General features: G+C 34.2%; 21 protein-coding genes and 2 tRNA genes. 11 read left to right on the top strand and 12 right to left on the bottom strand.

The window, feature by feature from the left end:
• The first annotated feature begins 173 nt into the window (after nt 1–173).
• The 4 genes from AD60_RS09260 to AD60_RS09245 all read left to right on the top strand — a co-directional run bounded on the left by AD60_RS09260 (nt 174) and on the right by AD60_RS09245 (nt 5,023).
• A complete protein-coding gene (locus AD60_RS09260; RefSeq protein WP_103877458.1) occupies nt 174–1,658 on the top strand; it encodes a hypothetical protein in 1,485 nt (494 codons plus the stop codon).
• Nucleotides 1,655–2,821 (top strand): hypothetical protein, encoded by a 1,167-nt coding sequence (locus AD60_RS09255; protein ID WP_103877457.1) that lies wholly within the window; start codon nt 1,655–1,657, stop codon nt 2,819–2,821. Before AD60_RS09260 ends, AD60_RS09255 begins: the two co-directional genes overlap by 4 nt.
• Nucleotides 2,818–3,897 carry a hypothetical protein gene (locus tag AD60_RS09250; protein WP_103877456.1) on the top strand — a complete coding sequence of 360 codons (1,080 nt, stop codon included), beginning with the start codon at nt 2,818–2,820 and terminating at the stop codon, nt 3,895–3,897. Before AD60_RS09255 ends, AD60_RS09250 begins: the two co-directional genes overlap by 4 nt.
• Nucleotides 3,898–3,991: 94 nt before the next feature.
• On the top strand, nt 3,992–5,023 hold the full coding sequence (locus tag AD60_RS09245; RefSeq protein WP_103877455.1) for a hypothetical protein: 1,032 nt from the start codon (nt 3,992–3,994) through the stop codon (nt 5,021–5,023).
• Between the two features lie 159 nt (nt 5,024–5,182).
• On the opposite strand, the gene AD60_RS09240 is transcribed toward AD60_RS09245, so the two are convergent.
• On the bottom strand, nt 5,183–6,331 hold the full coding sequence (locus AD60_RS09240; RefSeq protein ID WP_103066293.1) for an RNA-guided endonuclease TnpB family protein: 1,149 nt from the start codon (nt 6,329–6,331) through the stop codon (nt 5,183–5,185).
• 247 nt (nt 6,332–6,578) lie between these two features.
• Between AD60_RS09240 and AD60_RS09235 the strand changes: the two genes are divergently transcribed.
• Both AD60_RS09235 and AD60_RS09230 read left to right on the top strand, forming a co-directional pair.
• A tRNA-Ser gene (locus tag AD60_RS09235) sits at nt 6,579–6,668 on the top strand.
• 12 nt (nt 6,669–6,680) lie between these two features.
• Nucleotides 6,681–6,757: transfer RNA gene (locus tag AD60_RS09230), tRNA-Arg, on the top strand.
• Between the two features lie 44 nt (nt 6,758–6,801).
• Here the strand turns inward: AD60_RS09230 and rpmB are convergent.
• From rpmB to AD60_RS09175, 11 genes are all read right to left on the bottom strand, one after another.
• A complete protein-coding gene (gene rpmB, locus AD60_RS09225) occupies nt 6,802–6,993 on the bottom strand; it encodes a 50S ribosomal protein L28 (RefSeq protein ID WP_103066292.1) in 192 nt (63 codons plus the stop codon).
• A 106-nt stretch (nt 6,994–7,099) separates the two neighbouring features.
• Nucleotides 7,100–7,501, bottom strand: coding sequence for a chemotaxis protein CheX (locus tag AD60_RS09220; protein ID WP_233186878.1), 402 nt, complete (start codon nt 7,499–7,501; stop codon nt 7,100–7,102).
• A 96-nt stretch (nt 7,502–7,597) separates the two neighbouring features.
• Nucleotides 7,598–8,989, bottom strand: a complete 1,392-nt coding sequence (gene cysS / locus AD60_RS09215) for a cysteine--tRNA ligase (protein ID WP_166667761.1) — start codon at nt 8,987–8,989, stop codon at nt 7,598–7,600.
• A gap of 14 nt (nt 8,990–9,003) precedes the next feature.
• Entirely contained in the window at nt 9,004–10,470 is a 1,467-nt protein-coding gene (gltX, locus tag AD60_RS09210) for a glutamate--tRNA ligase (protein ID WP_103066289.1), read from the bottom strand.
• Between the two features lie 129 nt (nt 10,471–10,599).
• On the bottom strand, nt 10,600–11,133 hold the full coding sequence (locus AD60_RS09205; protein WP_103877453.1) for an NUDIX domain-containing protein: 534 nt from the start codon (nt 11,131–11,133) through the stop codon (nt 10,600–10,602).
• Nucleotides 11,134–11,515: 382 nt separating this feature from the next.
• On the bottom strand, nt 11,516–11,914 hold the full coding sequence (locus AD60_RS09200) for a cytidine deaminase (protein ID WP_103877452.1): 399 nt from the start codon (nt 11,912–11,914) through the stop codon (nt 11,516–11,518).
• Nucleotides 11,904–13,247 (bottom strand): hemolysin family protein, encoded by a 1,344-nt coding sequence (locus AD60_RS09195; RefSeq protein WP_103066286.1) that lies wholly within the window; start codon nt 13,245–13,247, stop codon nt 11,904–11,906. The genes AD60_RS09200 and AD60_RS09195 overlap by 11 nt, the downstream gene beginning before the upstream one ends.
• A 17-nt stretch (nt 13,248–13,264) precedes the next feature.
• A complete protein-coding gene (locus tag AD60_RS09190; protein ID WP_103066285.1) occupies nt 13,265–14,161 on the bottom strand; it encodes a YitT family protein in 897 nt (298 codons plus the stop codon).
• Nucleotides 14,162–14,182: 21 nt separating this feature from the next.
• Nucleotides 14,183–15,319 carry a molecular chaperone DnaJ gene (gene dnaJ / locus AD60_RS09185; RefSeq protein WP_370445638.1) on the bottom strand — a complete coding sequence of 379 codons (1,137 nt, stop codon included), beginning with the start codon at nt 15,317–15,319 and terminating at the stop codon, nt 14,183–14,185.
• Nucleotides 15,319–16,023: a nucleotide exchange factor GrpE gene (locus AD60_RS09180; protein ID WP_103066283.1), complete on the bottom strand. Its 705-nt coding sequence runs from the start codon at nt 16,021–16,023 to the stop codon at nt 15,319–15,321. The genes dnaJ and AD60_RS09180 overlap by 1 nt, the downstream gene beginning before the upstream one ends.
• Before the next feature lie 163 nt (nt 16,024–16,186).
• The gene (locus tag AD60_RS09175) at nt 16,187–17,194 is read right to left on the bottom strand and encodes an HTH domain-containing protein (RefSeq protein WP_103877450.1); all 1,008 of its coding nucleotides are present in this window, start codon (nt 17,192–17,194) and stop codon (nt 16,187–16,189) included.
• A gap of 201 nt (nt 17,195–17,395) precedes the next feature.
• On the opposite strand from AD60_RS09175, the gene AD60_RS09170 reads away from it, so the two are divergent.
• The 5 genes from AD60_RS09170 (at nt 17,396) to rlmD (ending at nt 23,937) form a co-directional block, all read left to right on the top strand.
• Nucleotides 17,396–18,898 (top strand): UDP-N-acetylmuramoyl-L-alanyl-D-glutamate--2,6-diaminopimelate ligase, encoded by a 1,503-nt coding sequence (locus AD60_RS09170; RefSeq protein ID WP_103066281.1) that lies wholly within the window; start codon nt 17,396–17,398, stop codon nt 18,896–18,898.
• Entirely contained in the window at nt 18,898–20,190 is a 1,293-nt protein-coding gene (murF, locus tag AD60_RS09165; protein WP_012209607.1) for a UDP-N-acetylmuramoyl-tripeptide--D-alanyl-D-alanine ligase, read from the top strand. Before AD60_RS09170 ends, murF begins: the two co-directional genes overlap by 1 nt.
• Nucleotides 20,178–21,122: a phospho-N-acetylmuramoyl-pentapeptide-transferase gene (mraY, locus tag AD60_RS09160; RefSeq protein ID WP_012209606.1), complete on the top strand. Its 945-nt coding sequence runs from the start codon at nt 20,178–20,180 to the stop codon at nt 21,120–21,122. The genes murF and mraY overlap by 13 nt, the downstream gene beginning before the upstream one ends.
• On the top strand, nt 21,119–22,414 hold the full coding sequence (gene murD, locus AD60_RS09155) for a UDP-N-acetylmuramoyl-L-alanine--D-glutamate ligase (RefSeq protein ID WP_158248422.1): 1,296 nt from the start codon (nt 21,119–21,121) through the stop codon (nt 22,412–22,414). Before mraY ends, murD begins: the two co-directional genes overlap by 4 nt.
• Nucleotides 22,415–22,590: 176 nt before the next feature.
• Entirely contained in the window at nt 22,591–23,937 is a 1,347-nt protein-coding gene (gene rlmD / locus AD60_RS09150) for a 23S rRNA (uracil(1939)-C(5))-methyltransferase RlmD (RefSeq protein ID WP_103927606.1), read from the top strand.
• Nucleotides 23,938–24,174 lie beyond the last annotated feature (237 nt).

Genomic DNA, 24,174 nt, shown 5'->3' with positions numbered 1-24,174 from the left:
ACATTAAAAAAATATTCTGTAGTTTTCAATTACCCCTTTTACTAAAAGTGCGAATCGAAAGGGGTAATTTTATTAATATTTGGGTTTTTTATATGCTTGTGAATAAGAAAACAAAGATTCCACAATTATAAATTGTGATATAATTGACGCAAAAAAGGGGATAGGTATTAATTATGAAGAAATTTTATATTCTATCAATTGTTTTTTTACTTTTTACAACCTTTTCTTTTGCTCAGATAACCGTTTCACCCCTGTCTGTTGAAAAAGACGTCAGGGCAGGAGAAGAATTCATTGCCACAATAAACGTTATTGGCGGCAACACCACACAAAACGTCAATATAGAGCTTTATCAAATGACTCAGGATCTGTCCGGAAATTTCGATTATGTAAAGGCAACTTCAGATAACTTTCTATATTCACATTGGATTGAGTTTCCAAATTCCATCACGGTTTCTCCACGTTCTACAACACCTATCGAAGTGGGTGTAAATATTCCTTCAAACGCTCCTTTTGGAACTTACAATTTTATCCTCATGATTACCCCAGAAGTTGAAACGAGTGGAACGATAGGAATAATTATAAGGTATGCGATAAGAATCACAGTTCATGTGCAAGGAACAGTCATAACAAAGGTAGAAGTTGAAGATTTGAAGGTCGTTCCGGATGAAGAAGGCAAACCAGTCATCCAAGCTACCATTGCTAATGGATCCAGTTACGACCTTGTGGTTTCGACAGAAGCTATCTTGAGAGATAAATCGGGTAGGATGATAGAAAGATTACCTTTAAAATCTCCTTATATGGAAAAGAACAATATAACCGCCCAAAGAATACTAAAAGGGAATAAAGTTGTATTTTCAGGTAAACCCGCGTACTTGTTGGCTCCTGGAGAGTACAAGGTAAACCTCTTTGTTAACTATTCCAACAGGCAAAAGGTGTTTACATACGATATAAACGTTCCAGAAGAAGGCTTCAATTTCACTCCTCCAATAGAACTTGCTCTTATACTAGACAATACAGAGTTCAGTTATGAGCTTTACGCTGGTGCTGTTAAAACTTTTGTTATAAATCTACAAAATATGTCTAATCAAAACGTCACGGTACAAGTTGGTGGAGAAGAATTTGTGAGCTTACCTAAAGATAGATCCTTGTTATCATGGATCACCTTGAGATCCCCGTCATCTTTTGGCGTTAATGCTCAACGAACCTCCAGGGTTATTCTTTCAATAAATGTACCAAAGGATGTGGAAAATGGTGCATATTACGGCAAAATTGTTCTAAATGCTTACGATGAATCAGGAGAATTTTTATCTCAGAAAAAAGTCAACGTTGAGACGATTATAGGTGAAGTAAATTATGATGTTGAGTTAGTGAGCTCAAATTATGAAAAAATAGAAGGCAGCGGAATTTTCAGTGCGTTGATCAAAAATTCTGGAGAGAGGTATATAATCCCTAAGGGAAGTTTGAGTATTTTAGATAACGATGGTGTGAGCATAGGTGTTTACGATCTTTTTCCATCTAGTCAAGAATGGTTAGTACCAAGCCAAGAAACGATGTTGATTGGAGAAGTACCTATTTTAGAAGAAGATGGTTATAGATACATCCTTACTATTTATAACAATGAGCAAAGGTTAAAAGTCTTCGAGGGGGAATTAATGTGACAAAAATCATATTAAAAAGAACACTATCTTTAGTAATTTTATCACTTATTTGTTTTTCAGCCTTTTCTCAAGTAAGTACTGAACCGAAAGTGACTGGAACTTTTTATAACACTGATTTAATAGAAGCTCTGAACGAAATATCTCTTCAAACCGGTGTAACGATTTTAACCGATCAATACGTGAGCGGTTTGGTCACAGCGGACTTTGTAGAATTGGATTTAGAAAAGGCGTTGAATATACTTCTACTCCCCGGTGGCTACTCTTATAAAAAAATCGATGAAAATGTTTACTTTGTGGGATTAGCTGATCCTCAAAGCCATAATTTTATGAACTTAGCTGAAATGCAAGTGTTTTCTTTGAATTATATTTCGGTTGATAAATTTTTAAATTTGATTCCCGAAAATCTTCATCAATACATAAAAACTAACAAAGAAACTAATCAAATAGTAGTGTATGCTCCACAAAATACAATAGATTACATAAATGATCTGGTTGAAAAATTGGACAAGAGTGAACCATATATTGAATTAACCGTTTATATCGTTGAGACAAATGAAAGATACTCTGATTTGATAAAGGGCAACGTGTTCAACATAAACCAAGAAGGTACAATTAACAGTTTCTCTTTTACCAGTCCGGTAATAGGATTTTCTATACAGGATCTTTTTGAGGCTGAAATAGAGATGTATGAAAAGAACGAAACCGCAAATTTAGTTACTAAGCAGGTTGTCAATGTTTTACCAGGAGAGCCCGCGTTATTAAGTTTGAAGAATTTGAACAGTATCGTTTTTACAACCTACAGAAACGAATTTAGAAATATTGAGAGTGGAATAGAAATAGAAATGACTCCAACTATGAGGGATAAAATACTTCAACTTTCCTTTAGGACAAAAACGGCAAACTTGATGGAAGTTAAAAGAGATAGTTATTTACTTTCAGAATCGGAGTTGGAGACTAAGGTCAATTTAAACCCTAACGAAATTTTGCTAATAGCCGATTTGGATTTGAGCCAACTTTATTCAAAAAGTGGTGGAACGACATTTTTGAAAGATCTTCCTTTTTTTAGGTTTTTATTTGGAGATAATCAAAATCAAGATGAAAGTAAAAGGATGATGATATTTTTAACTGCTACTCCAACCTTTGAAGGGGTTGATCAAAAATGAAAAAGTATATCTATCTACTAACACTCTTTGTTTTTATTTTTTATACACTTGCGTTTTCACAAAGTTCTCAAATGTACAACTACTCAATATACTCTGTTTTGAAGAATGATAGCAGAAGTGAAACGTTGCTCGGTAGTGTGGCTGTTATTCAAGGTTATACTTTCAATTTTGATTCAAAAGGCAATATTGAGGCTACTTTCGAAATTACTCCTCTCAATGACTTGGGAGATAAGGTTAGAACAAAAATTATTATAGACAGTGTGAATATACACTTTGAAAATACTATTGACCTGTCAAAAAACAAGAAAAATTATGTCACGTCGATTTATTACTTAGAAGGGGAAGAAGAAAAAACTTTAGATATCTATCTCCAAGTAAATAACGTTGAAAAGTTAGAATTCACAGATCAAAAAGAAATTTCAAAAAAGAATAAAATTACTCTTAAAACTTATTACAACCAATTCTCTTATTATAAAGATGAGTTCATTACCGAAACAGAAGTGAAATTAAATGATTTAATTTTCTTTGGAATGAGTAATTTACTTGATTACAAAAATGGGGGCTACTATTTAGGACTAATTTTTAAAGGATTGAAAGTAGGTGTGAACTATCAAAGCGATAACTTTTACCTGTTTTTGACCGATAAGACATATATTGACTCTTTTGAATTCGAAGGAATATTTGTACCTTACACATTTTCGGATGGCAGTCTTGATTTCAAAGGAGATTTTACATTCACAGCAACCAAAAACTTCCCAACATTTAAAATCGTCGATTTAAAAGATATACTTACCAACCAAGAACAAGGTTTTTATTTGGGAGAGAAATTAGCTCAAGCGTTGAATTTTGAAGACCTGGGATTTTATCTTGGGCGAGAGCTTCAAAAGTTGTCTGTAAATATGGACAATAACTTTTTTGTTAGTTTAGGTTTTGCTTATTTGGAAAATCAGTACGACTTTTCCTTAATTGGAGGCTTTTTGAATCAAATATCCAACTTTAAATTCGAGACCTTAGGTGCTTACAACTTTGTTTCTAACACCGTTTCTTTTTCTTTTACGTCCTCCTACGAATTTTAGTAGATATACATTGATTTAAATACGTTAATATTTTTGGGTCTATCATCAAAAGTGCTAAAATATTAATGAATTAATTTTTAAGGGAGCATACTATATGTTGAATATTTATATGTTGGGGGACTTTAAAATTTTCCTTGATGATAAACCAATAGAAAATTTAAAATCAAGAAAAGCCCGTGAGATTCTTAAATATCTTATTTTGAACAAAAGCCAGAAGGTCTCAGTCTATGATTTGTACGATCTGTTTTGGCCTGGCTTCGACGATGAAAGCGCAAGGCAAAATTTAAATACTACACTATATTATATTAGAAAAAATTTAGGACTAAGTAGTAATGAATTAAGCCTACAAGAAGATTTTTGTACGTTTTCGAAATCAGAAGACATCTACATCGATTTTGAAGAATTTTTAGCGTTAAGCGACGAAGGTTTCAAAGAGAAAGAAATCAATAGACGTTTGTTTTTGTTCTCAAAGGCTACTAGTTTATACAAAGGAGATTTATTACAAGAAAATATTCACGATGAATGGGTAAGAGAAAAAAGAGAATATTTAAAACGGATATACGTTGATATGTTAATTGAAATGGGTAATATTCACCAAAAAATGAATAACCCAATAGATGCGCATTATTATTTTCAAAAAGCTTTTTATTATTCACAAAGAGAAGATAGTTGGTTAAGATTGATTAAATTCTACACAGAAAACAATGAACTTGAAAAAGCTAGAGGTTTATTCAACGAATACAAAGATATTTTTGGTCATGCAAAAGAATTTCCATTCTCTCCACCCAGCGCGAATAATGGAGAATTAACAGCATTTTACGAAAAAAATGGTAACCTTTTGTCGTCAGAATTATTTGATATAGTTCTTGAACTTGAGAAAATTAAAAGAGATAAAGATCACCTATTAGTGGAGATTAAAATGCATTCTTCTTTTGACGACAAATTAATTAATGAAATAAAAAAGATCGTCAGGCAAGAAGATTTAATAAGTTATAATTCTCAAGATATATATATTTTATTTCGAGGAATTAAAAACCTTTCTGATAGTAGAGAGATTGTTGTTAAAAAGATCAATAATCTTTTAAATGAAAAAGGTCTCAAATACTCTATAGTAAAGGTAGAGTGAACTACTTACCTCTAAAGAGGTAAGCTTCCTAATTCATCGACCGTAGCGGGGAGGCGGGCTTCCACCTCTTAAGGTTAATCCGTCTTACACTGTCTCCAAAGGCTTAACATCCCCCAGTTCCTGGGGTAGAGTCAGTTTATACAGCGACTAGCTGTTTCCTTATCTGCCGTAAGGCTGTGTGGCGAATGCCTGTTTTAATCCAAACTTCCTAATGTTAACGGCAGCATTTATATCTCTATCATGTACAGTTCCACATTCAGGACATATCCATTCTCTATCAGAAAGTTTTAAACCTCCGTTCTTATACCCACATACACTACAAGTCTTAGACGAAGGTTCAAACATTCCTATTTCGATTACCTTTTTACCTAATCTCTCTGCTTTGTATTTTAGGAACGTTTTGAATTGATACCATCCTGAATCTGAGATACTTTTAGCTAAGTGGTAATTCTTTAACATGCCTCTTATATTGAGAGTTTCTACAACAAAGAGATCAGCTTGGTTCTCACTGATTTCTTTTGTTAGTTTATGCAGAAAATCCTCTCGTGTATTTTTTATTTTCTCATGTATTCTAGCAACTTCTAATTTTGCTTTGTCCCAATTCTGTGAGCCTTGTTCTTTGCTTGAAAAAATTTTATATGCATGTTTTAGTCTCCTTTCGTACTTAGACAAAACTTTAAGAGCTGGATACTTCGTTCCATCGGATAATACAACAAAATCTTTCAATCCCATATCCATACCGATTGAGTTTTCGTAATCTATATCTCTTTCTGGGTAAGAACCTTCTACTTCAAAGGTTATTGACACAAAGTATTTGTCTGTTGGAGTTTTAACGAATGTACAATTTTTTATCTTTGCATTTGGATCTATTTTTCTATGGACTCTTACTTTAATACCTTCTTTAAACTTTGGTACGAAAAGAATACCGTATTTATCATTACCCTCATTTTCATATAGTTGTATATGTTGAGGAACTCTAAACGATTGCCTACTTGATTTCTTTTTAAATTTAGGGTGCTTAGCTTGTTTCTTGAAGAAACGTTTATACCCAGTCTCTAAATCTTTTATGGACTGTTGCAAAGATTGAGAGTTGACATCGTTTAGCCATTGATACTTCTCAGTTTTTTTAAGAACCGTAAGCACTTTAGCCCACATATAATAATTAGTATACGTTTTAGTATTCTTATATGCCTTGTTAGCAAACTCTAAGAATAGGTTGTAAACAAATCGAGTATGTCCAAAATGTTGGCTAAATTTCTCAATTTGTTCGTTTGTTGGATATATACGAAATTTGTATGTCTTCAACATATTCAATCACCTTAATTCCACAGTTGTACGATATAATACAATTGTATCACATATACATATAATTAACAACATTTTTTGATTTAAATTTATTTTGTGTTTGAAGCCAGCTTTCATCTTTTCCTTGAACCCCTTTCGGGGTGTTGTTTTACCTGGAAAGTGTTCCCGCTGGATTTTTATAAAATCTTTCCTTGACAGTTGAGAATATCGATGCTATAATATTTAGGGTTGAATAAGAAGCAAAAATTACGGAGAGGTGGCCGAGTGGCCGAAGGCGCTTGCCTGCTAAGCAAGTGTAGAGGTGACTCTACCGAGGGTTCGAATCCCTCCCTCTCCGCCATTTTTTATCAATGTGCCTGTAGCTCAATTGGATAGAGCGTTGGACTGCGGATCCGGAGGTTGCCGGTTCAAATCCGGCCAGGCACGCCAAATTATGTAAAATAAAATCGGTCTTATTTTAGACCGATTTTTGTTTATGCTTTTTGAACTTTTCCAGATTTTAAACATTTCGTGCAAACATACATTCTTCTTACTGTGCCTTCTTCGGTTACCACTCTTATCTTTTGAAGGTTAGGCCTCCATACCCTTCTGGTTGTTACTTTTGATTTAGCAACGGTGTTGCCACTAGCCGGACTTTTTCCACATATTTCACATTTTCTAGCCATTTATTTTCCTCCTTACCCTACACTTTTTTCTGTTTTTAGAAACTATAAAACATGCACTTTAACCATATTTCTAAAATTCAAAAAATTTTAAAGTACCTCCATCATTCTAAGACTTCTTGTGTATTTCTCTGTAAATAAAGTAAAGATCCATCTGGTTGTCTCCAGAAACGTAAACTGGAAATTCTATTATGGCACCTTTAGAATTCACTTTTACAATCTTGCCAGTGAATACGGACGGAGGTGTTACAATTATATTATAACCATATTTTTCTAAGTTAGTGCCTATGGATCCAGAAACCATGTTGCCTAGTTCTCCTATGGCACTAATTGCCATATCATTAATCTCCTCTATTTTCATCATACCATCCATCATATTATTCACAATATCTTTTGCTACATTTTCGGTAAAGGAATAAAGAATATTTCCTTCAAGTTCACCGGTAAAACCAATATTAGTAACCACATCATAGTGTTTTTCAATTTCTTTAACGACATAGGGCTTTTGCAATTGAATATCCATCTTTGTGATGATCTTAAAGGTGTTTTTGAGAGAGGCAAGTACTGAATTTATTATATTAACGTCTATTTAAGAGCACCTCCAGTCCTAAGACCATTTTGTACTTTCCGGGGTATCTTTTATTTCTATTCCAATTTTGCTTAAGTTATCTCTTATATAGTCAGAAAGGTTATATAGTTTCTCGTTTCTAAGAACAGATCTAACGTTTAGAATAATTTCCATTAGTTGATTTAATTCTACATTGTTTTTTTGTATTTGCTCATTAGTTTCAAAAACTCCTAAAACACTTCCATAAATATTTCTTATTATATAATAATTATTTTTTATTGTTTCTTCATCACGTGAATTTAACGCTTTGTTTAAATCTCTCGATAATTCGAAAATTCTTGCTACAACTGAGGGAGTATCAAAATCATTCGAAAGATTACTAATGAGATATTCTTCTTGTTCTTTTAAATAATACATTTCTTTGGGATAAGGGACTTTATTGTTAAAGAAAGCTTCAGCTTCATTCAAAGATTCTTTAACTCTATTAACTGATACTTCTTGGTTATGAAGCAATTCTTCACTAATATCTATAGGTATACGATAGTGCTTGCTAAGTATAAAAATTTTTAAGACATCCGAATCAAATTTTTTCAAAAGGTCTCTTAAATACCAAACATTCCCTAAGGATTTTGACATCTTACCTTGTGCCATACGAATCATTCCGTTGTGCATCCAGTATTTTGCAAAATCTTTACCACTTTTTGCTATAGCTTGGGCTCTCTCGTTCTCGTGATGGGGAAAGATAAGATCGTTACCGCCTGCATGAATATCGAAGGTGTCTCCCAGTATTTCAGAAGACATTACAGAACATTCTATATGCCATCCCGGTCGACCTTTTCCCCATGGGCTTTCCCAAAACGGTTCTCCTTCCTTTGAAGATTTCCAAAGGGCAAAGTCCAAAGGATTTTTTTTGTATTCAGAAACTTCTACTCTGATTCCAACTTTTAGATCTTCAATCTTCCTGTGGGATAACTCTCCATATCTTAAAAATTTTCCCACTTCAAAGTAAACATCTCCATTTTCAGCCTTATAAGCGTAACCTTTTTCTTCCAATTCTTTTATGTAAGAGATGATTTCCTCAACATAATTAGTAGTTTTCGGGTGAAAATTAAAAGCTCGTGCTTTAAGAGCCGTCATGTCTCTCCAATATTCTATTATGTATCTTTTCCCCACTTCTTCGAAAGGCATTTTCTCTTTTTTTGCTTGTTCGATGATCTTATCATCTATATCGGTGAAGTTCTGCACTAACGTAACTTTATAACCAATATATTCTAAAAAACGTCTAAAAGCATCAAATATTATAATAGGCCTAGCATTCCCAATATGTAACAAGTTGTAGACCGTTGGCCCACAAAGATAAATTTTTATTTCGCCTTCTTTCACCGGTATTAAATCAACTAATTGTGCACTCAAAGTATCGTATATTTTAATTGTAGGAAGATGTTTCAAATCTTTATCACCCTTTGAAGCCTTTCCAAAACAGTGTTTCTACCCAGCAAAAATATCGTATTTATCAAATCCGGTCCATGAAATGAATCTGTTAAAATTTTCCTTAAAGACATGTAAAATGGTTTCTTTTGAGGGTCGGTTTCGCTCATGGCATTCTTTAAATTCTCTGTTATAGTTTGTACATCCCATCTGTCATCTTCACTGAAATACTTATAAACTAAGTTGATAGCTTCTTTTACTCCTCTTTTATTGAAATATTCTCTAAATTCAGGATCATTTGTATCTGGAAATACATCTTTTAGAAAAACTTCCATTTTTTCGGGTATTTCGCTAAGTATTTCTACAGAAGAAAGAATAGTTTCTATAGATTTAATAACCCATTTTTTGTTCGCTTCATATTGTTTTTTACTTAGTAGTTTTGATCCAATCACATAAGGTTCAGCGAGTTGATAGATTTCTTCTAAAGGTTTATTTCTTAGATACTGTGCGTTCATCCATTTTAATTTTTTCTCATCGAATATGGCGGGGCTCGAATTGACTCTATCCAAAGTAAAATTATTGATTATTTCACAGAGGGGCAATATTTCTTTACCCTCAGGATGAGACCAACCAAGCAAAGCCAAATAATTATCAACTGCTTCCGGTAAATATCCTTGGACCATAAATTCTTCAACAGAGGTGGCACCATGCCTTTTTGATAATTTCTTCCCATCTGGTCCCAAGATCATTGAAACATGTGCAAATATCGGGGTTTCAGCCTCAAAAGCCTCATAAATGGCCATTTGTCTTAAAGTGTTTGGCAGATGATCGTCCCCCCTGATAACATGGGTGATTTTCATATCTATATCGTCCACAACGACAGCGAAATTATATGTAGGTATACCGTTACTTCTTAGAATTATAAAATCTCCTATAGAACCTTTCTTAAAGATAACTTTACCTTTTATTTTGTCGTCAAGTTCATAATCTTTTTGAGGCATCTTCAAAAAAACAACGGGTTTTAACCCTTTGCTATTGTACTCTTCAATTCTTTCCTTTGTGTTGTACTTTGAAATCAAATCATAGGTATAATGTGGTGGTTTACCTTCGCTGATTAGCTTATTTTTTATTTCTTCTATTTCTTCTGGTGAGATATATGCCTCGTATGCTTTCCCTTTTTCTATTAGTTCTTTTGCTCTTCGTTGGTAGATTTCTAATCTTTCACTCTGGCGATAAGGTCCATAATTTCCACCATTTATAGGCCCTTCATCCCAATTCAAATTCAACCATTTTAGGGTATTTATAAGCTGATCTTCGGATTCTTTTGTTGAACGTTCTATGTCTGTATCTTCGATTCTTAAGATAAATTTTCCCTCATTTTTTTTTGAAAAGAGATAGTTGAAAAGCGCTGTTCTAGCCCCACCAACGTGAAGATAACCTGTTGGACTTGGTGCAAACCTTGTTCTTACCGTATTTGAGATCATTGTTTCGTCCTCCAAAATAAATTTATTGTTTTTAGAAACTCTAAAACTTGTTTTAGCGCCCCTTCGCCCCGCTGCCCACCCTCTAAGGAAGTTTAAAAGGCTTTCCCTTCACCCGCGCTGCTCACTCACTTATTCAAGGAGTAAATATTTGTAGAAAGCACAAATACTTTTCGAATCGGTAATTTCGCCTTTTTTTATCATCTCTTTCATTTCATTTGTTGTTACCTTTAAGACTTCAACAAACTCGTCATCGTCTGGATTGACTCCCACTTCAGTTAATTCTTTGGCTAGATATAAATATATTTTTTCCGTTGAAAAACCTGGCGTTGTATATATGTATCCTAATTCAATCCACTTGTTAGCCTTCTTTCCTATTTCTTCTGCTAACTCCCTTTTACCGCATTCCAAAGGATCCTCATTAGGTGAATCGAACTTTCCAGCAGGAATTTCTATCAATACTTTTCTTATAGGGAATCTATATTGCTTAACAAGATAGATATTTCCTTCGTTATCAACTGGCAATATTGCTACCGCTCCGGGATGGTTAACAACCTCCCTGGTTGATATGTTTTTGTCTGGTAATTCTACGTTGTATTTTTCTAAATCCAAGATTTTTCCCTTAAAAATAACTTCTTTTGATACTTCTTTTTCTATTAAATCCATAATTGTTAGACTCCTGAATTTTGATTTTATTGTTTTTAGAAACTCTGAAACCGGATTTAGCTCCCCTTCGCCCAGCAGCCCACCCTTCTAAGGAGGGACCTGCGGTCCCTAACCCCTTTAACATTAAGGGGGTCCCCCCTTAAAAACCCCAAATTCAAGGTCAAAATCATTTAAAAACATGGTTTGCATACTGCAGCAAACAGGGCTCCGCCCTGTAACCTTTTTAAAATCAAAATCTTATTTTTGAAAAAAGACGAACTTTTTTCTACGTTGTGCTTAGTCTTTATTAGCGCCCCTTTTGCCCGCTCCCCACCCTAAAGGATAAAGGGATCTTTAACCCCTTCGCCCCGCTACCTGCCCATTCAATGAATTTTTAGATATTTCATAGATCCTTTGGACCAAAGGCATTTGGTAGCAACTCACTTACCTTCGTTTTTTCTATCTTCCCTTTTGTATTTGCCAAATAAACGTCGAAATCCCCGAATTCAGCCATTACTTGTCTACATGCCCCACATGGTTTTACAGGTGCCTCACCTTCTGCAACGATTAACATAGCTTTGAATTTACGTTCGCCCCTGGCAACTGCGGAAAATATTGTGTTCCTTTCAGCACAGAGAGATAATCCATACGAAGCATTTTCCACATTACAACCTGAAAATATTTCCCCGTTATCCGATAACAAACTTGCACCTACTTTAAAATTAGAATAAGGAGTATATGCATTTTCTCTTGTTTTCATAGCTTCTTCATACAACGTTTCAACTATTGTTTTATCCTTCATCTTTCTCAGCCCCTTCTTGGTTGTCTGTTTGCATTTTTGGATGTACAGTTATTTTAACTTTATCGATCTTATTGATGGTTACAGAAATCACTTCGAATTCATAATTTTCTAGAAAATATATCTCGCCGGGTTTAGGGAACCTTTGAAACCTTTCAAGTAAGAAACCACCTATGGTTTCAAACTCAGTTTCGGGAAATTCTATATCCAACTCTCTTTCAACGTCATTTATTGGTGTTGTGCCATCCACTAGTATAACATTTTCTGCTACCCTTGTAATATTGGTTTCATCGGTAAAGTCATCATACTCATCAAAAATTTCTCCAGTCATCTCTTCTATTATATCTTCTAAAGTAACTAATCCGGCTGTTCCTCCATATTCATCAACTACTATAGCCATATGTGTATGATTATTTAAAAACATCCTAAAAACATCCCTTATTTTCATCGTTATGGGAACAAAAAATGGTTTATGCATAATCTCCACAACTCTTAATTTTTGCAGTTTGCTAAAATCTCTTACCTCTTCGAGTTTTTTGAAAATATCTTTTGCGTAGACTATTCCAATAACATTATCCAACGTTTCCTTGAAAACAGGTATCCTAGAGTATCCTTCTTCATTTATTATCTTTATCAATTCTTCCATAGTTTTTATGTCTTCAATCGCAGATATATCAACCCTTGGAGTCATAATTTCTCTGACTGAGGTATCCTTCATCTCTAAACTTCTTTGCATTAGGTACTTTTCACTCTTCTCAATTACCCCTTCTTCATGCCCTATGTCTAAGTAAGAAATTATTTCGTCCTCTGTGATTAGTGGTGGAGCATTGGTAATGGTCTCACCACCAAAAAGGCTGATAAACACGTTTGAAAGGTTTACAAGCAACCACACAACGGGTGTTAAAAGTTGATTTAGAAAATTGATTGTGAAAAAGGCAAAACTAAAATATTTTTCTCTATTTTCTCTAGCGTATACCTTGGGTGTAATCTCTCCAAAAATCAATATCAATAGGGTCATAATAGCCGTTACTAAACCAACAGCACCACTTTGTGAAGATGGCATTAATCTTACTGCAAAAACCGTTGCCGTAGATGTGGCCAAGATATTCACAAGATTGTTCATTACTAATATAGTAGTTAAATAATGATTTGGGTTTTCAACAAAATGTTGGTATTTTTTCCTTTTTTTATCGTCTTTTTCTTCATCGATCAGTTCTTTTATCCTATATTTCCCTATTGTAGTCAAAGCAGTTTCAGACCCAGAAAAAAATCCTGAAAGAAATAAAAGAACAATCAATAAAACTAATGAGCCCCACAAACCACCGGGGTCATCCACTATCCATCATCTCCTTACTAAGATATTTTTTTGAAACCATATCCAATGGCTTCACTATTTGGCAATATAACCATGAATGCGTTGCTATCTCTCTCTTTTATAATGTTCTTAAGCAAACCTATCTCTGACCTTGAAATAGTGACCATTACTATATTTTTTTCTTGATTTGTGTAACTACCTACTCCCTTTAAAAAGGTAACTCCTCTATCTAATTTGCTATATATGTCCTCTTTAATTTTATCATAATGATCACTTATAACCAAAATCGTTCTTGTCGATTCAAATCCTTCTATCACCCCATCTATAGTCTTTGCAGTTACAAAAATCGCTATTATTCCATACATTGGTAATAAAGGATTAATTAATATGGAAGAAGCTGTTATAACGGTATCAGCAATCATAAGGCCTGTACCTACGCTTAAAGAAAAAAACTTGTTGAAAATCATTGCGATTATATCCGTTCCACCGGTTGTTGCGCCTTTCCATATAACTAAACCCATGCCAAATCCAGCTATTAAAGCCCCATAAAATGCAGCCAATAAAGTCATTTCTAAACCTGCATTGCCTGTTTCTGCCATCAACGAAGGAATAAGTTGATCCAATCCTAAACCATGTTGAAAAAAATCAGTGGAAAAGGATAGTAGAGCTGCCGAGTATATACTCTTTATTCCAAAACCTATTCCAAGCAACCAAAACCCTAAAGTGAACAAGATCAAATTATAAGCAAACATTTGTATTCCTACCCACCAACCGAAAAAATTGTTTAATATTATGGCTAGCCCACTAACTCCTCCGGCAATAATATTGTAAGGGATCATAAACAGAACCAATCCCAAGGCGGTTATCAAAGTCCCCAACGTAATAATAATATAATCTTTGACATCTATTTTTTGAATGGAGATGTTAAATTTCAACCTATATCACCCCAAGGTGAATTATTCAACATTTGTTTCTTCCAAAAGTTGACTAAGGATCTTCTTTTCTTTTCTCGATGGCTTATTGATTTTCACGTTTATTTTGACATATAAATCTCCTCTTTTGCCTCCACCAAATTCTGGAAGTCCCATATTTTTAAACCTTAAAATTGTTCCAGGGTTAGTTCCTTCTGGTAACTCTTCTTCGAAATCTCCTTCCAATGTAGGAATCTTGACGGTTCCTCCCAAAACTGCTTTCAGATAATTTATCGTGATTTCTGTTTCTAAATCTGCCCCTTTTCTGATAAACTTTTCATGAGGAAGAACTCTTACTTGAACAATTAAATCACCGTTTGGGCCTCCGTTCTTGCCCGCATTGCCTTTTCCTTTTATCCTCATGGTATAGCTATTTGGCACGCCAGCAGGTATCGTAACTTCAATCCTTTCTTTTTTCAAAACTTTTCCACTACCTCCACAGTAAGAACATCTACGACTGATTATTCTACCTTCTCCGTTACACGTTGGACATGCATATGTCCTTACAAAGCTTCCAAAAAAACTCCTTTGCTCCTCTCTTATTACCCCTCTACCGTTACACCTTGGGCAAGTTTCAAAACTTGTGCCGTTTTCCGCTCCAGTACCATGACAATGATGACATTCTTCATATCTGTTGTATTCAACAATTTTCTTAACATCATACATAATTTCTTCTAATTTTAAACTGATTACTACATTAATATCCTCGCCGCGTTCTTTGACTACATTTCGCTGTCTCGAGGAGGATCTACCTCTACTTCCTTCAGTACCAAAGAACATATCGAAAAAGTCTGAGACGGTGCCTCCACCAAAATCTTCTCCAAAAATATCTCCAAAAATATCACCTATACCGCCACCTGCACTTCTTTGTCCAGTATAGGCGGTTCCTTCTTCTGGTACAAAACCGAATCTATCGTAAACTTCCCTTTTTTGTGGATCACTTAAAACTTCATAAGCTTCCTGAATCTCTTTAAATTTGCGCTCGGCTTCTTCTTTATTTTCAATGTGTCTATCAGGATGCCATTCTTTAACTTTTTGTCTATACGCTTTTTTTATCTCTTCCTGTGAAGCATTTCTATCTACTCCTAAGATTTTGTAATAATCTTTTCTTTCAGCCATAATTATTTGTCACCTTCTTTTGAGTCGATCCCTTCCACAGTTTGTTTCTCGGAACAAGTATTTTCGTCGCAAGGGATTTTCTTATCTTCAACTTTTTCCTTGACCCCGTTCGGGGCGTCCTCCTTCGGTTTTACCGCCACTATAACCCTTGCAGGTTTAATTACTTCGGCTTCCAATTTGTATCCTATGGATTGAACACCGTATACACAGTATTCATTCACTTCTTTTGTCTCATACTTGTCTACAACATCATGTTCAAACGGATCGAATTGATCTCCTTTTTGAGGAATGATAAACTTCATTTTCAAGGAGTCAAAGACTTTCAACATATCTTTGTAAACCATCTCAACCGCTGAAACAAATTCAGGTTCATCTTTGTAATTCAAAGAAAGTTTCAACTTTTCAAATGGGACGAGTAGTTTTTCTATTATCATCTTTGTAGTGCTTAATTTTATCTGCTTTTTTTCTTTTTCTACTAAATCTTTGTAATCTTCAAATTTAGTTTTGAGATGTATAGAATACTCTTTAAATTCATCTTTTTCTTTTTCCAGCTTTTTTAACTCGTTTTTTAGCTCTTTGTTTTCTTTTTCTAATTTCTCTACTTTATTTTTCAACTGTTCGATATCTTCTTGATTGGATTCTTTTTCTTTTATTTCTTGTTGTTCCTCTTGTTCTGTTATTTCTTCAGTTTTTTTTCTTTCTTCCATTTCAAAAAAACACCTCCTAAAAACTTGTTTACTATCTTTGGAAACTATGAAACCTTTTATATAGCGCCCCTTCACCCCCCAGCCCGCCCATAGAGAGTTTCGAGCTGGAACCCTTTTAAAACCTTTTATCTTTTAAATCTATAAACAAAATTATATACTAATTTCACAAATTTTTTGATATAATCTCTGAGAATCTAGAAATATACTCTCTCAAAAAAAAGTAGATTTTTTCATAATTACAGTATTTTTGAGTTATAAAAAGTACCCTCCCAAGGGGGTCAGCATTTAATTTGTAAGTAGTATAGAAAAATACCATCTTTTTTAACGCTTTAGAGTTTAAATCTTCACCAAATAATATTTCTATATCATCGGTGAAATCTAAAAGTTTAAATATGCCTTCTTTGATTGTATCATTTTCAACCATAGAAGCCAACGTTTCGATAGTTTCTAAGTCTGGAATAGATTTAGAGATGACTTTTTCAAGACCACTTACAATGTATTTTTTTCTGTTGAACTCAGATGTTAGATTTCCTAAAATCTCTATGAAATTAGTAACCCTTAGATCCTCCGTTTCAAACTTTGGAGCTGAAAGAAACATGAAAAGTGAATGAAAAGATTTGCCAACAAGACCGTTATTAAGAATATTTTCCAATTCCGCTGAAGGCGGCAGACCATATATTTCAACCGTCCTGGATACAGCAAGGCCTAAATTTGTTAAAATAGTAATGACGTTATTTGTCTCCATCAAGGGGGTAACTGTTACCCTTGTAATATAAACATACTTTGGATTAGGATACTCAAAGATGACCAAACCCTCCAAGGCATTTGCTAGCAATTCACTCAAACTTTGAAACATAAGATTCAAATCATAAAACTTGTATTTTTTTGGGATTTCAAGGTGCGTATCCTCTTGGTTGTAGGCGTCTTTTATCATTTGAAAATAGATCTTTAAAGCGGGATCAGTAGGAATTCTTCCACCGCTAGAGTGTTGTTGATAAATGTATCCTAATTTTTGGAGTTTTTGCATATCGTTCCTGATAGTAGCACTACTAGCTTTTATATTCGAATTTTCTAAAACCTCATCTGAGCTGACCGGTTTTTCGTTTTTTATGTATAATTCAACAATGGTTTTTAGAATTTCTTTTTGTCTATCTTGTAGCACCTTAGACATTTTATCACTCCCACATATTAAGTGCTAATTATATAATACCAGGTCTTATATACAATGTCAAATATATTAATTTACCACATTGTAACAACTATTTTTGGGTGGGGAAGGATCCAAAGTCCCTTTATCCTTAGGGGCGGCTGCGCGCAAGTCCCTTCCTTAAGATGAGTGGCTAGAAAAGCAATTATTTAGGAGGCAGAATTAATGAAAATCCCTTCAAAAAAAATAATACAATTTTTAAACGGTAATATAAAAAAGCATGTAATAACAAACGAGATATTGAACATAGCAGATATCAAAGACAACAGCGAAAATGTTGAAAAAGACGATATTTTCATCGCCTTCAAAGGTTCCCGTTTCGATGGCCATGATTATATCATTTCTGCATTTAATAAAGGTGCTTCTTTAATAATCGCTCAAGACGAAGAAAAGATCCCAAATATCGATTCTCTCCAGTATATAATTGTAGAGGATATTAAAAAGGCCGCTGCAGACTTAACTCACAAATTATACGACATCTCGCTAGATGATTTTAAAATACTGGGAGTAACAGGCACCAATGGCAAATCTACAACGGTATCGTTAGTTCATCACATCTTACAAAAACTAGATAAAAATTCCACTCTAATAAGTACCGTAGGGATTAAAATAAACGACGAATTAATTGACGAACCTTACAACACTACTCCTAGTATCTTAGAGCTGGCAAAAATATTAAAAAAAAGCAAAGAAAATAATATTGAATTTATAAACATTGAAGTATCCTCTCATGCGATAGATCAAAGAAGAATCCAAGGTTTTAAATACGATATCATATCTTACACAAACATAACAAGGGACCATCTGGACTATCATAAAGATTTTGAAGAATACAAAAATATAAAATTGTCCCTGATGAACTATTTAAAAGATGAAGGAACAATAATAATAAACCTGGACAGGTTGAACAAAGAGGACTTCTTAAAAAGTGGGAAAGAAATTATAACCTACGGATTCGATAAAAATGCAGACTTTGTGATAGATAACTACGAACAAACACTTCAACAAATGAAATTCACTATAACAACAAAGGAAAACAAAAGTTTTGAAATACGCTCCCCCATGATAGGGAAGTTCAACGTTTACAATATAACAAACGCTTTTGTAATAGCAACCCTCTTCGGATTGGCTCCTGAGGAAATCATCTATTCCATTTTCACATTTAAAGGAGTTCCTGGAAGGTTCCAAATTGTTCCAGGCAGCAAATCGCTAGGTTTCTTTGCAGTTATCGATTTTGCACACACCCCCGATGCACTCAACGAAGTATTAAAAACCGCTTCATCAATAACTGAAGGTAGGATAATCACAGTATTTGGGGCTGGAGGAAACGCAGACAAGGGGAAACGAAAGTTAATGGGACAAGTTGTAAGTGAACATTCGGACGTTATAGTTCTCACCAACGATGATCCAAAAGATGAAGACCCTGACCAAATAATAGAAGACGTATCAAAAGGTATAGACCAAGATAAACATTTCATCGTTATACCCGATAGAGAAACCGCCATAGATACAGCCCTAAGATTTGCCAACAAAGGGGACATAGTAATCATAGCGGGAAGAGGCCATGAAAAATATCAACTCTTCGCCAATGGAAAAAAGGTTAAGTTCAACGATTACGAAGTAACAAAAAAACTAATTGACAAAATCAAAAGGAGTTCGGGAAGGTAATGTTGGAACGTTTAAAATATAAAGGCCACAATTTTCAAATTGACTCTCGAAAAGTGAATGAAGGTGACGTATTTTTATGTTTAAAAGGTGAGAAAACCGACGGACACCTATTTATAAACGACGCATTGAAAAACGGAGCGTCTTACGTAATTGTTGAAAAAGATGTTGTTGACTTTCCAAAAGAAAAAATAATCAAAGTCAACAGCGTCCTAGAAGAAATGCTCATCTCTGCCTCAACATTGATCAATGAAAACGCCAAATTAAAGATTGGAATAACCGGATCCACTGGAAAAACCACCACGAAAGAATGCTTGTATTATTTGTTGTTAGCTTATTTCAAAACTTTTAGAAACGAGATGAATTTGAATACGGAAATAGGAATACCCTTATCGATTTTGAACAACTATAACAACGAAGAAACCGTCATACTAGAAGAAGGTCTTAGAAAAAAGGGAGACCTTGAATTTTTATCAAGATATTTTAATTTAGATGTTGCCATTATCACGAACGTAGGGGCTTCACATTTGGAATTTCTAGACTCTTTAGAAACGGTAGCTGAAGAAAAAATGAAAATAACAAGCAACATGGATAAAGGAGTTTTAATAATCAATGGAGACTACTCATTATTAAAAGAATTGGCACCGAAACATCTGAACCGACTAACCTTTGGAACAAAAGATGAAAACGATGCCGTTTTAAAAAGCTTCGAGTACAATGAAAACCACACAACGACCTTTTACGCTAGAATTCTACAGGAAGATTTGATGGTAACGCTGAACCATTATTGGAGTGAAGGTCAGATATTAGACTTACTCTCAGGATTGCTGCTTTTGAGATTCATCGATTTACCAGTTGATCCATACTATTTATTTAACATCAACATCCCTCAAGATCGTTTTCAAACCATAAAACGTGGGAATCTTTTAATAGTAAACGACTCTTACAACGCATCCTACGAATCTTTTAAAAGTGCTTTTAACAGCATAAAAAAGTGGAATCTTTCTCCTAAAATTATCATAATGGGAGAAATAAAAGAATTAGGAAAATACAGCGAAGAATACCACATCAAAGTTATAACAGAAGCCTTAAATATTTTTGATCGGATTTATTTCTACGATCCTCAAGAAAATTTCACCTATCTATCAAATGATAAAGTTACCTTCTTTAAAGAGCTAAAAAAAATTGATGAAATAATATCAAACACCACCAAAGGAGTGATCTATATAAAAGGATCTAACACTACTGGAATAAACAAATATCTAAAGGAAAGTGACTTAATTTGGAAAGATTGATATTTTATATCACATTAATAACTTTTATTTTCTTACTTTTTCTCTACCCCATATTTATAAAATGGCTAAAAAAGAGGCAATTTGGGCAGTATATCAGAAAAGAAGGACCAGACCTTCATAATTACAAGCAAGGAACCCCAACAATGGGGGGAATTTTATTCATTCTTGCTATTTTTTTTCTAAGTTTACTCACCTACTTCATTCAAAAAGAAGATTTATTTCTGATAATTGGAGTTGCCTCTTTACTCTTTGGATTTATAGGATTTCTGGATGACTATCTAAGTATAAAAAAGAAAGATTCAACAGGATTAACAGCCATACAAAAATTGTTACTCCAATTCCTATTCTCAATCGTTATAGTATATCTAATATCAATATTTAACAACCATTCAACATTGAAAATACCATTCACAACTAAAAGCTTAGACCTAAAATTTTTCTATCCTTTATGGGGGATAATATACCTAACAGGTATGTCCAATGCAACAAATTTAACCGACGGGATAGACGGACTCTCTGGAGGTATTTATGTAATATCAGCACTATTCACAGCACTGATTGCGGGTATTAATTTTAATCACATTCCCTTATTGATTTTGCCTGTAATAGCGTATCTCTTCTACAATATAAAACCAGCAAAAATATTCATGGGAGATACTGGATCTTTAGCATTAGGTGGGATATTAGGTTCTTTAGCATTATATTATTCTGTTGAACTTTTCACCATTTTAACCTGTTTTATATTTATTTCAGAGATGTTTAGCGTTATAATACAAGTGGGGAGTTTCAAAGTACGAAAAAAAAGAGTCTTTTTAATGGCACCAATTCATCATCATTTTGAACTAAAAAAATGGAGCGAAGAACGGATTGTTCTAATATTCTGGACTATAAACATATTAACTGGAATAGTCGCACTGGGAGGAGTACTGTGAAAATATGCCTTGTAGGATACGGAAAAAGTAACAATGAGTTACTGACAAAGCTTTTAAAAAGTAATCACGAAATCTTTGTTAGCCAAGACAAAGATTTTACTAAAACCGATGAAATATACTTTAAGAAAAACAACATTCAATATGAAACCAACCACAACGACCTTTTAAAAAACTGTGATTTGGCTATCGTAAGCCCTGGTATCCCACCAAACAGTAAGGCTGCTAAAATAATATTTGAAAACAATATCGATTACACTACAGAATTAGAGTATTCATGGCAGAATATAAAAAAAGAAAACAAAAAAGCTGTTTTTATTGGAATAACAGGAACCGATGGAAAATCAACCACCACCTCTTTAATAGGACATATATTAAAATTCGCAGATCCTTTAACCTTTGTGGGTGGTAATATTGGAGTTCCCTTAGCAAAAGCGTCAGAAACTCTAAACTACTACGTAGTTGAGGTTAGCTCTTTTCAAATATTCTGGTCAAAAACGTTTACTCCTGAAATATCCGTGTTAACGAACCTGGCACCCGATCATCTAAACTGGCATAAAGACTTAAATGATTACTATCAAACCAAAGCAAAATTATTGTTAAGAACCCTCAAATCAGGAGGAGTGGCAGTTGTAAACGAAGATGCTGTAAATCTTTTAAACCTAAAAGATTATCAAGCAAGTGAAAGGATTATAACCTTTTCTAAAAACATGATTGAAGGCAATTACATTAAATACAAAGATAAAAAGATACAAGTCAACAACAAAATATTTGAACTGGACATCTTCAAAGAAGACATCTTGGCATCAGCAGTAACGACGCTAAATCTTGGGATCTCTGAAAAAGTTATCGAAGAAGCAATAAACTCATTTAAACCACTAAAGTATAGGTTGGAACTGATAAAAAGCAAAAACGGAGTCAATTATTACAACGATTCAAAAGCAACCAACGTTCACTCCGCATACAACGCTTACAAAAGTTTCAGAGGAATGCGTTATATAGCAATCCTAAGTGGGATCCCAAAAAATGAAGACTTAACACCATTAATCGAAGAACTTAAAACCTACGCCAAAGCCGTATTAGTATTCGGAGAAATGGAAAAAGAAGTCAAAAAATACCCATTGAATCACAAATTTATCTTCAAAAGTAATTTAGAAGAAGTATTCTTATACCTAAGTGAAATATGTGAAGTTGGAGACAATGTAGTATTTTCACCAGCGGGAGCAAGCTTTGATAAATACAAAAATTATGAAGAAAGAGGGGAACATTTTAATTCATTGGTAGAAAAATCATAAATAGGCGGGGAGCGGGGATAAGCCGTTCCTAACTCCTTATGGGTGGGGTGCGGGGGAAGGGCGCAAATATAGATAGAATAAATAACTTTAAAAAGGTTACAGGGCGAAGCCTTCCCACCCAGCCTGGCGAAGGGACGCTAATAAAGACAATAATTCCACATCTTGGAGGCATTTAGATGGATAATGATAAAGAAGAAGTAAAAATCGTCATCGAAAAATTAGTCTACGGTGGATACGGCATGGCACGTTATGCCGACAAAATCTACATGGTAAACAATGTTTACCCTGGAGAGTTTGTCTCAGTTATTCCAACAAGAACGAATAAAAATTTAGTATTTGCAGAGCTAAAAGAAATCATACAACCATCCCATCAAAGGGTATCCTCCAAATGCAAACACTTCCCTGAATGCGGAGGTTGCCAATGGCTCGATTATGATTATCAATCCCAACTAAAATCAAAAACAGAGATAGTAAAAGAACAGTTAGAAAGAATCGGTAAGTTAGATAGCTCCCTTGTGAATGACATAATCGAAAGCGATTTAATCTGGGGTTACAGAAACAGAATGGAATACGCCTTTCAGAAAAATAATAAATTAACATTAGGTTTAAATATTGCGAATTCAAATAATGTTCTTGATATTTACTCATGCCCAATCTCACCTACCTTATTCGATAACATAAGAAATAAATTCAGAGAAATAGTTAATAAATTGAATATCGAAATATACGACAAAAACTCAAAAAAAGGAATCTTGAAACATTTAGTCATCCGAAGATCCTTTTCCAAAAATCAAACGATGGTAATTATAGTTACCAACACAGAATATTTACCTTACGAAGAAGAGATAAAACAGTTTTTTCAACAGAATTTCCAGCCCTATTCACTGATACACTTGATGAACAGTTCGGATAGCGTTGTACTAAGAGGTCCTTACAAAACGCTTCTTGGTGAAGGAGTATTAAATGAGGAGTTTGACGATTTTAAATTCCAAATTCCACCAACTTCATTTTTTCAAAACAACTACAACGTCACACAAAAACTATTAAGACACATTTTAGAATATTTCAAGAACCACGCACAAAAAGATGACACTATGTTAGACTTATACTCTGGTGTTGGCTTATTCTCAATATACTTTTCACCACTCTTTAAACACATAGAATCCGTTGAAACCTCCAAAGTTTCAGTAAAGGCTGCAATTTCAAATTCTCATATAAATTTTATTAAAAACGTTAATTTCATCCTAGCAAGCTCGAAACCGTATCTCATGAAAAATTCTGATAAAAGATTTGACTTTGTCATCTTAGATCCCCCAAGAAAAGGACTGGAAAAGGAAGAGATCCATTTACTTTCTTCTATGGCAAAAAAAGGGATTATCTATATATCCTGTGACCCTTCAACATTTGCTAGAGATCTAAATCTTTTTACAAAAAATGGATTCACTCTAAAATCGGTTCAACCGTTTGACATGTTTCCACACTCATACCATATAGAAAATGTAGGCATCTTAGAAAAAAACTAAAGTGAGTTACAGGTCAAAGACCTTCCCCTGCTGGGTCTAAGGGGCCGCAGGCCCCTTCCTTAAATGGGCGGGCTGCGGGGCGAAGGGGCGCAAACATAGATAGAATAACATCTTAGAAACTTCTTAATTTTCAAAAGGTTACAGGGCGAAGCCCTCCCCTTCCTTAGAAGGGTGGGGAGCGGGGTGAAAGGGCGCTAATAAACTCCCAACAATTAAAAAGGAGGTCCCTATGGAATT

The sequence above is a fragment of the Petrotoga sp. SL27 genome, assembly GCF_002924605.1.
Classification (GTDB): domain Bacteria; phylum Thermotogota; class Thermotogae; order Petrotogales; family Petrotogaceae; genus Petrotoga; species Petrotoga sibirica.
The sequence above is the reverse complement of the archived record's forward strand: the minus strand, read 5'-3'. Positions and strand labels throughout refer to the sequence as shown.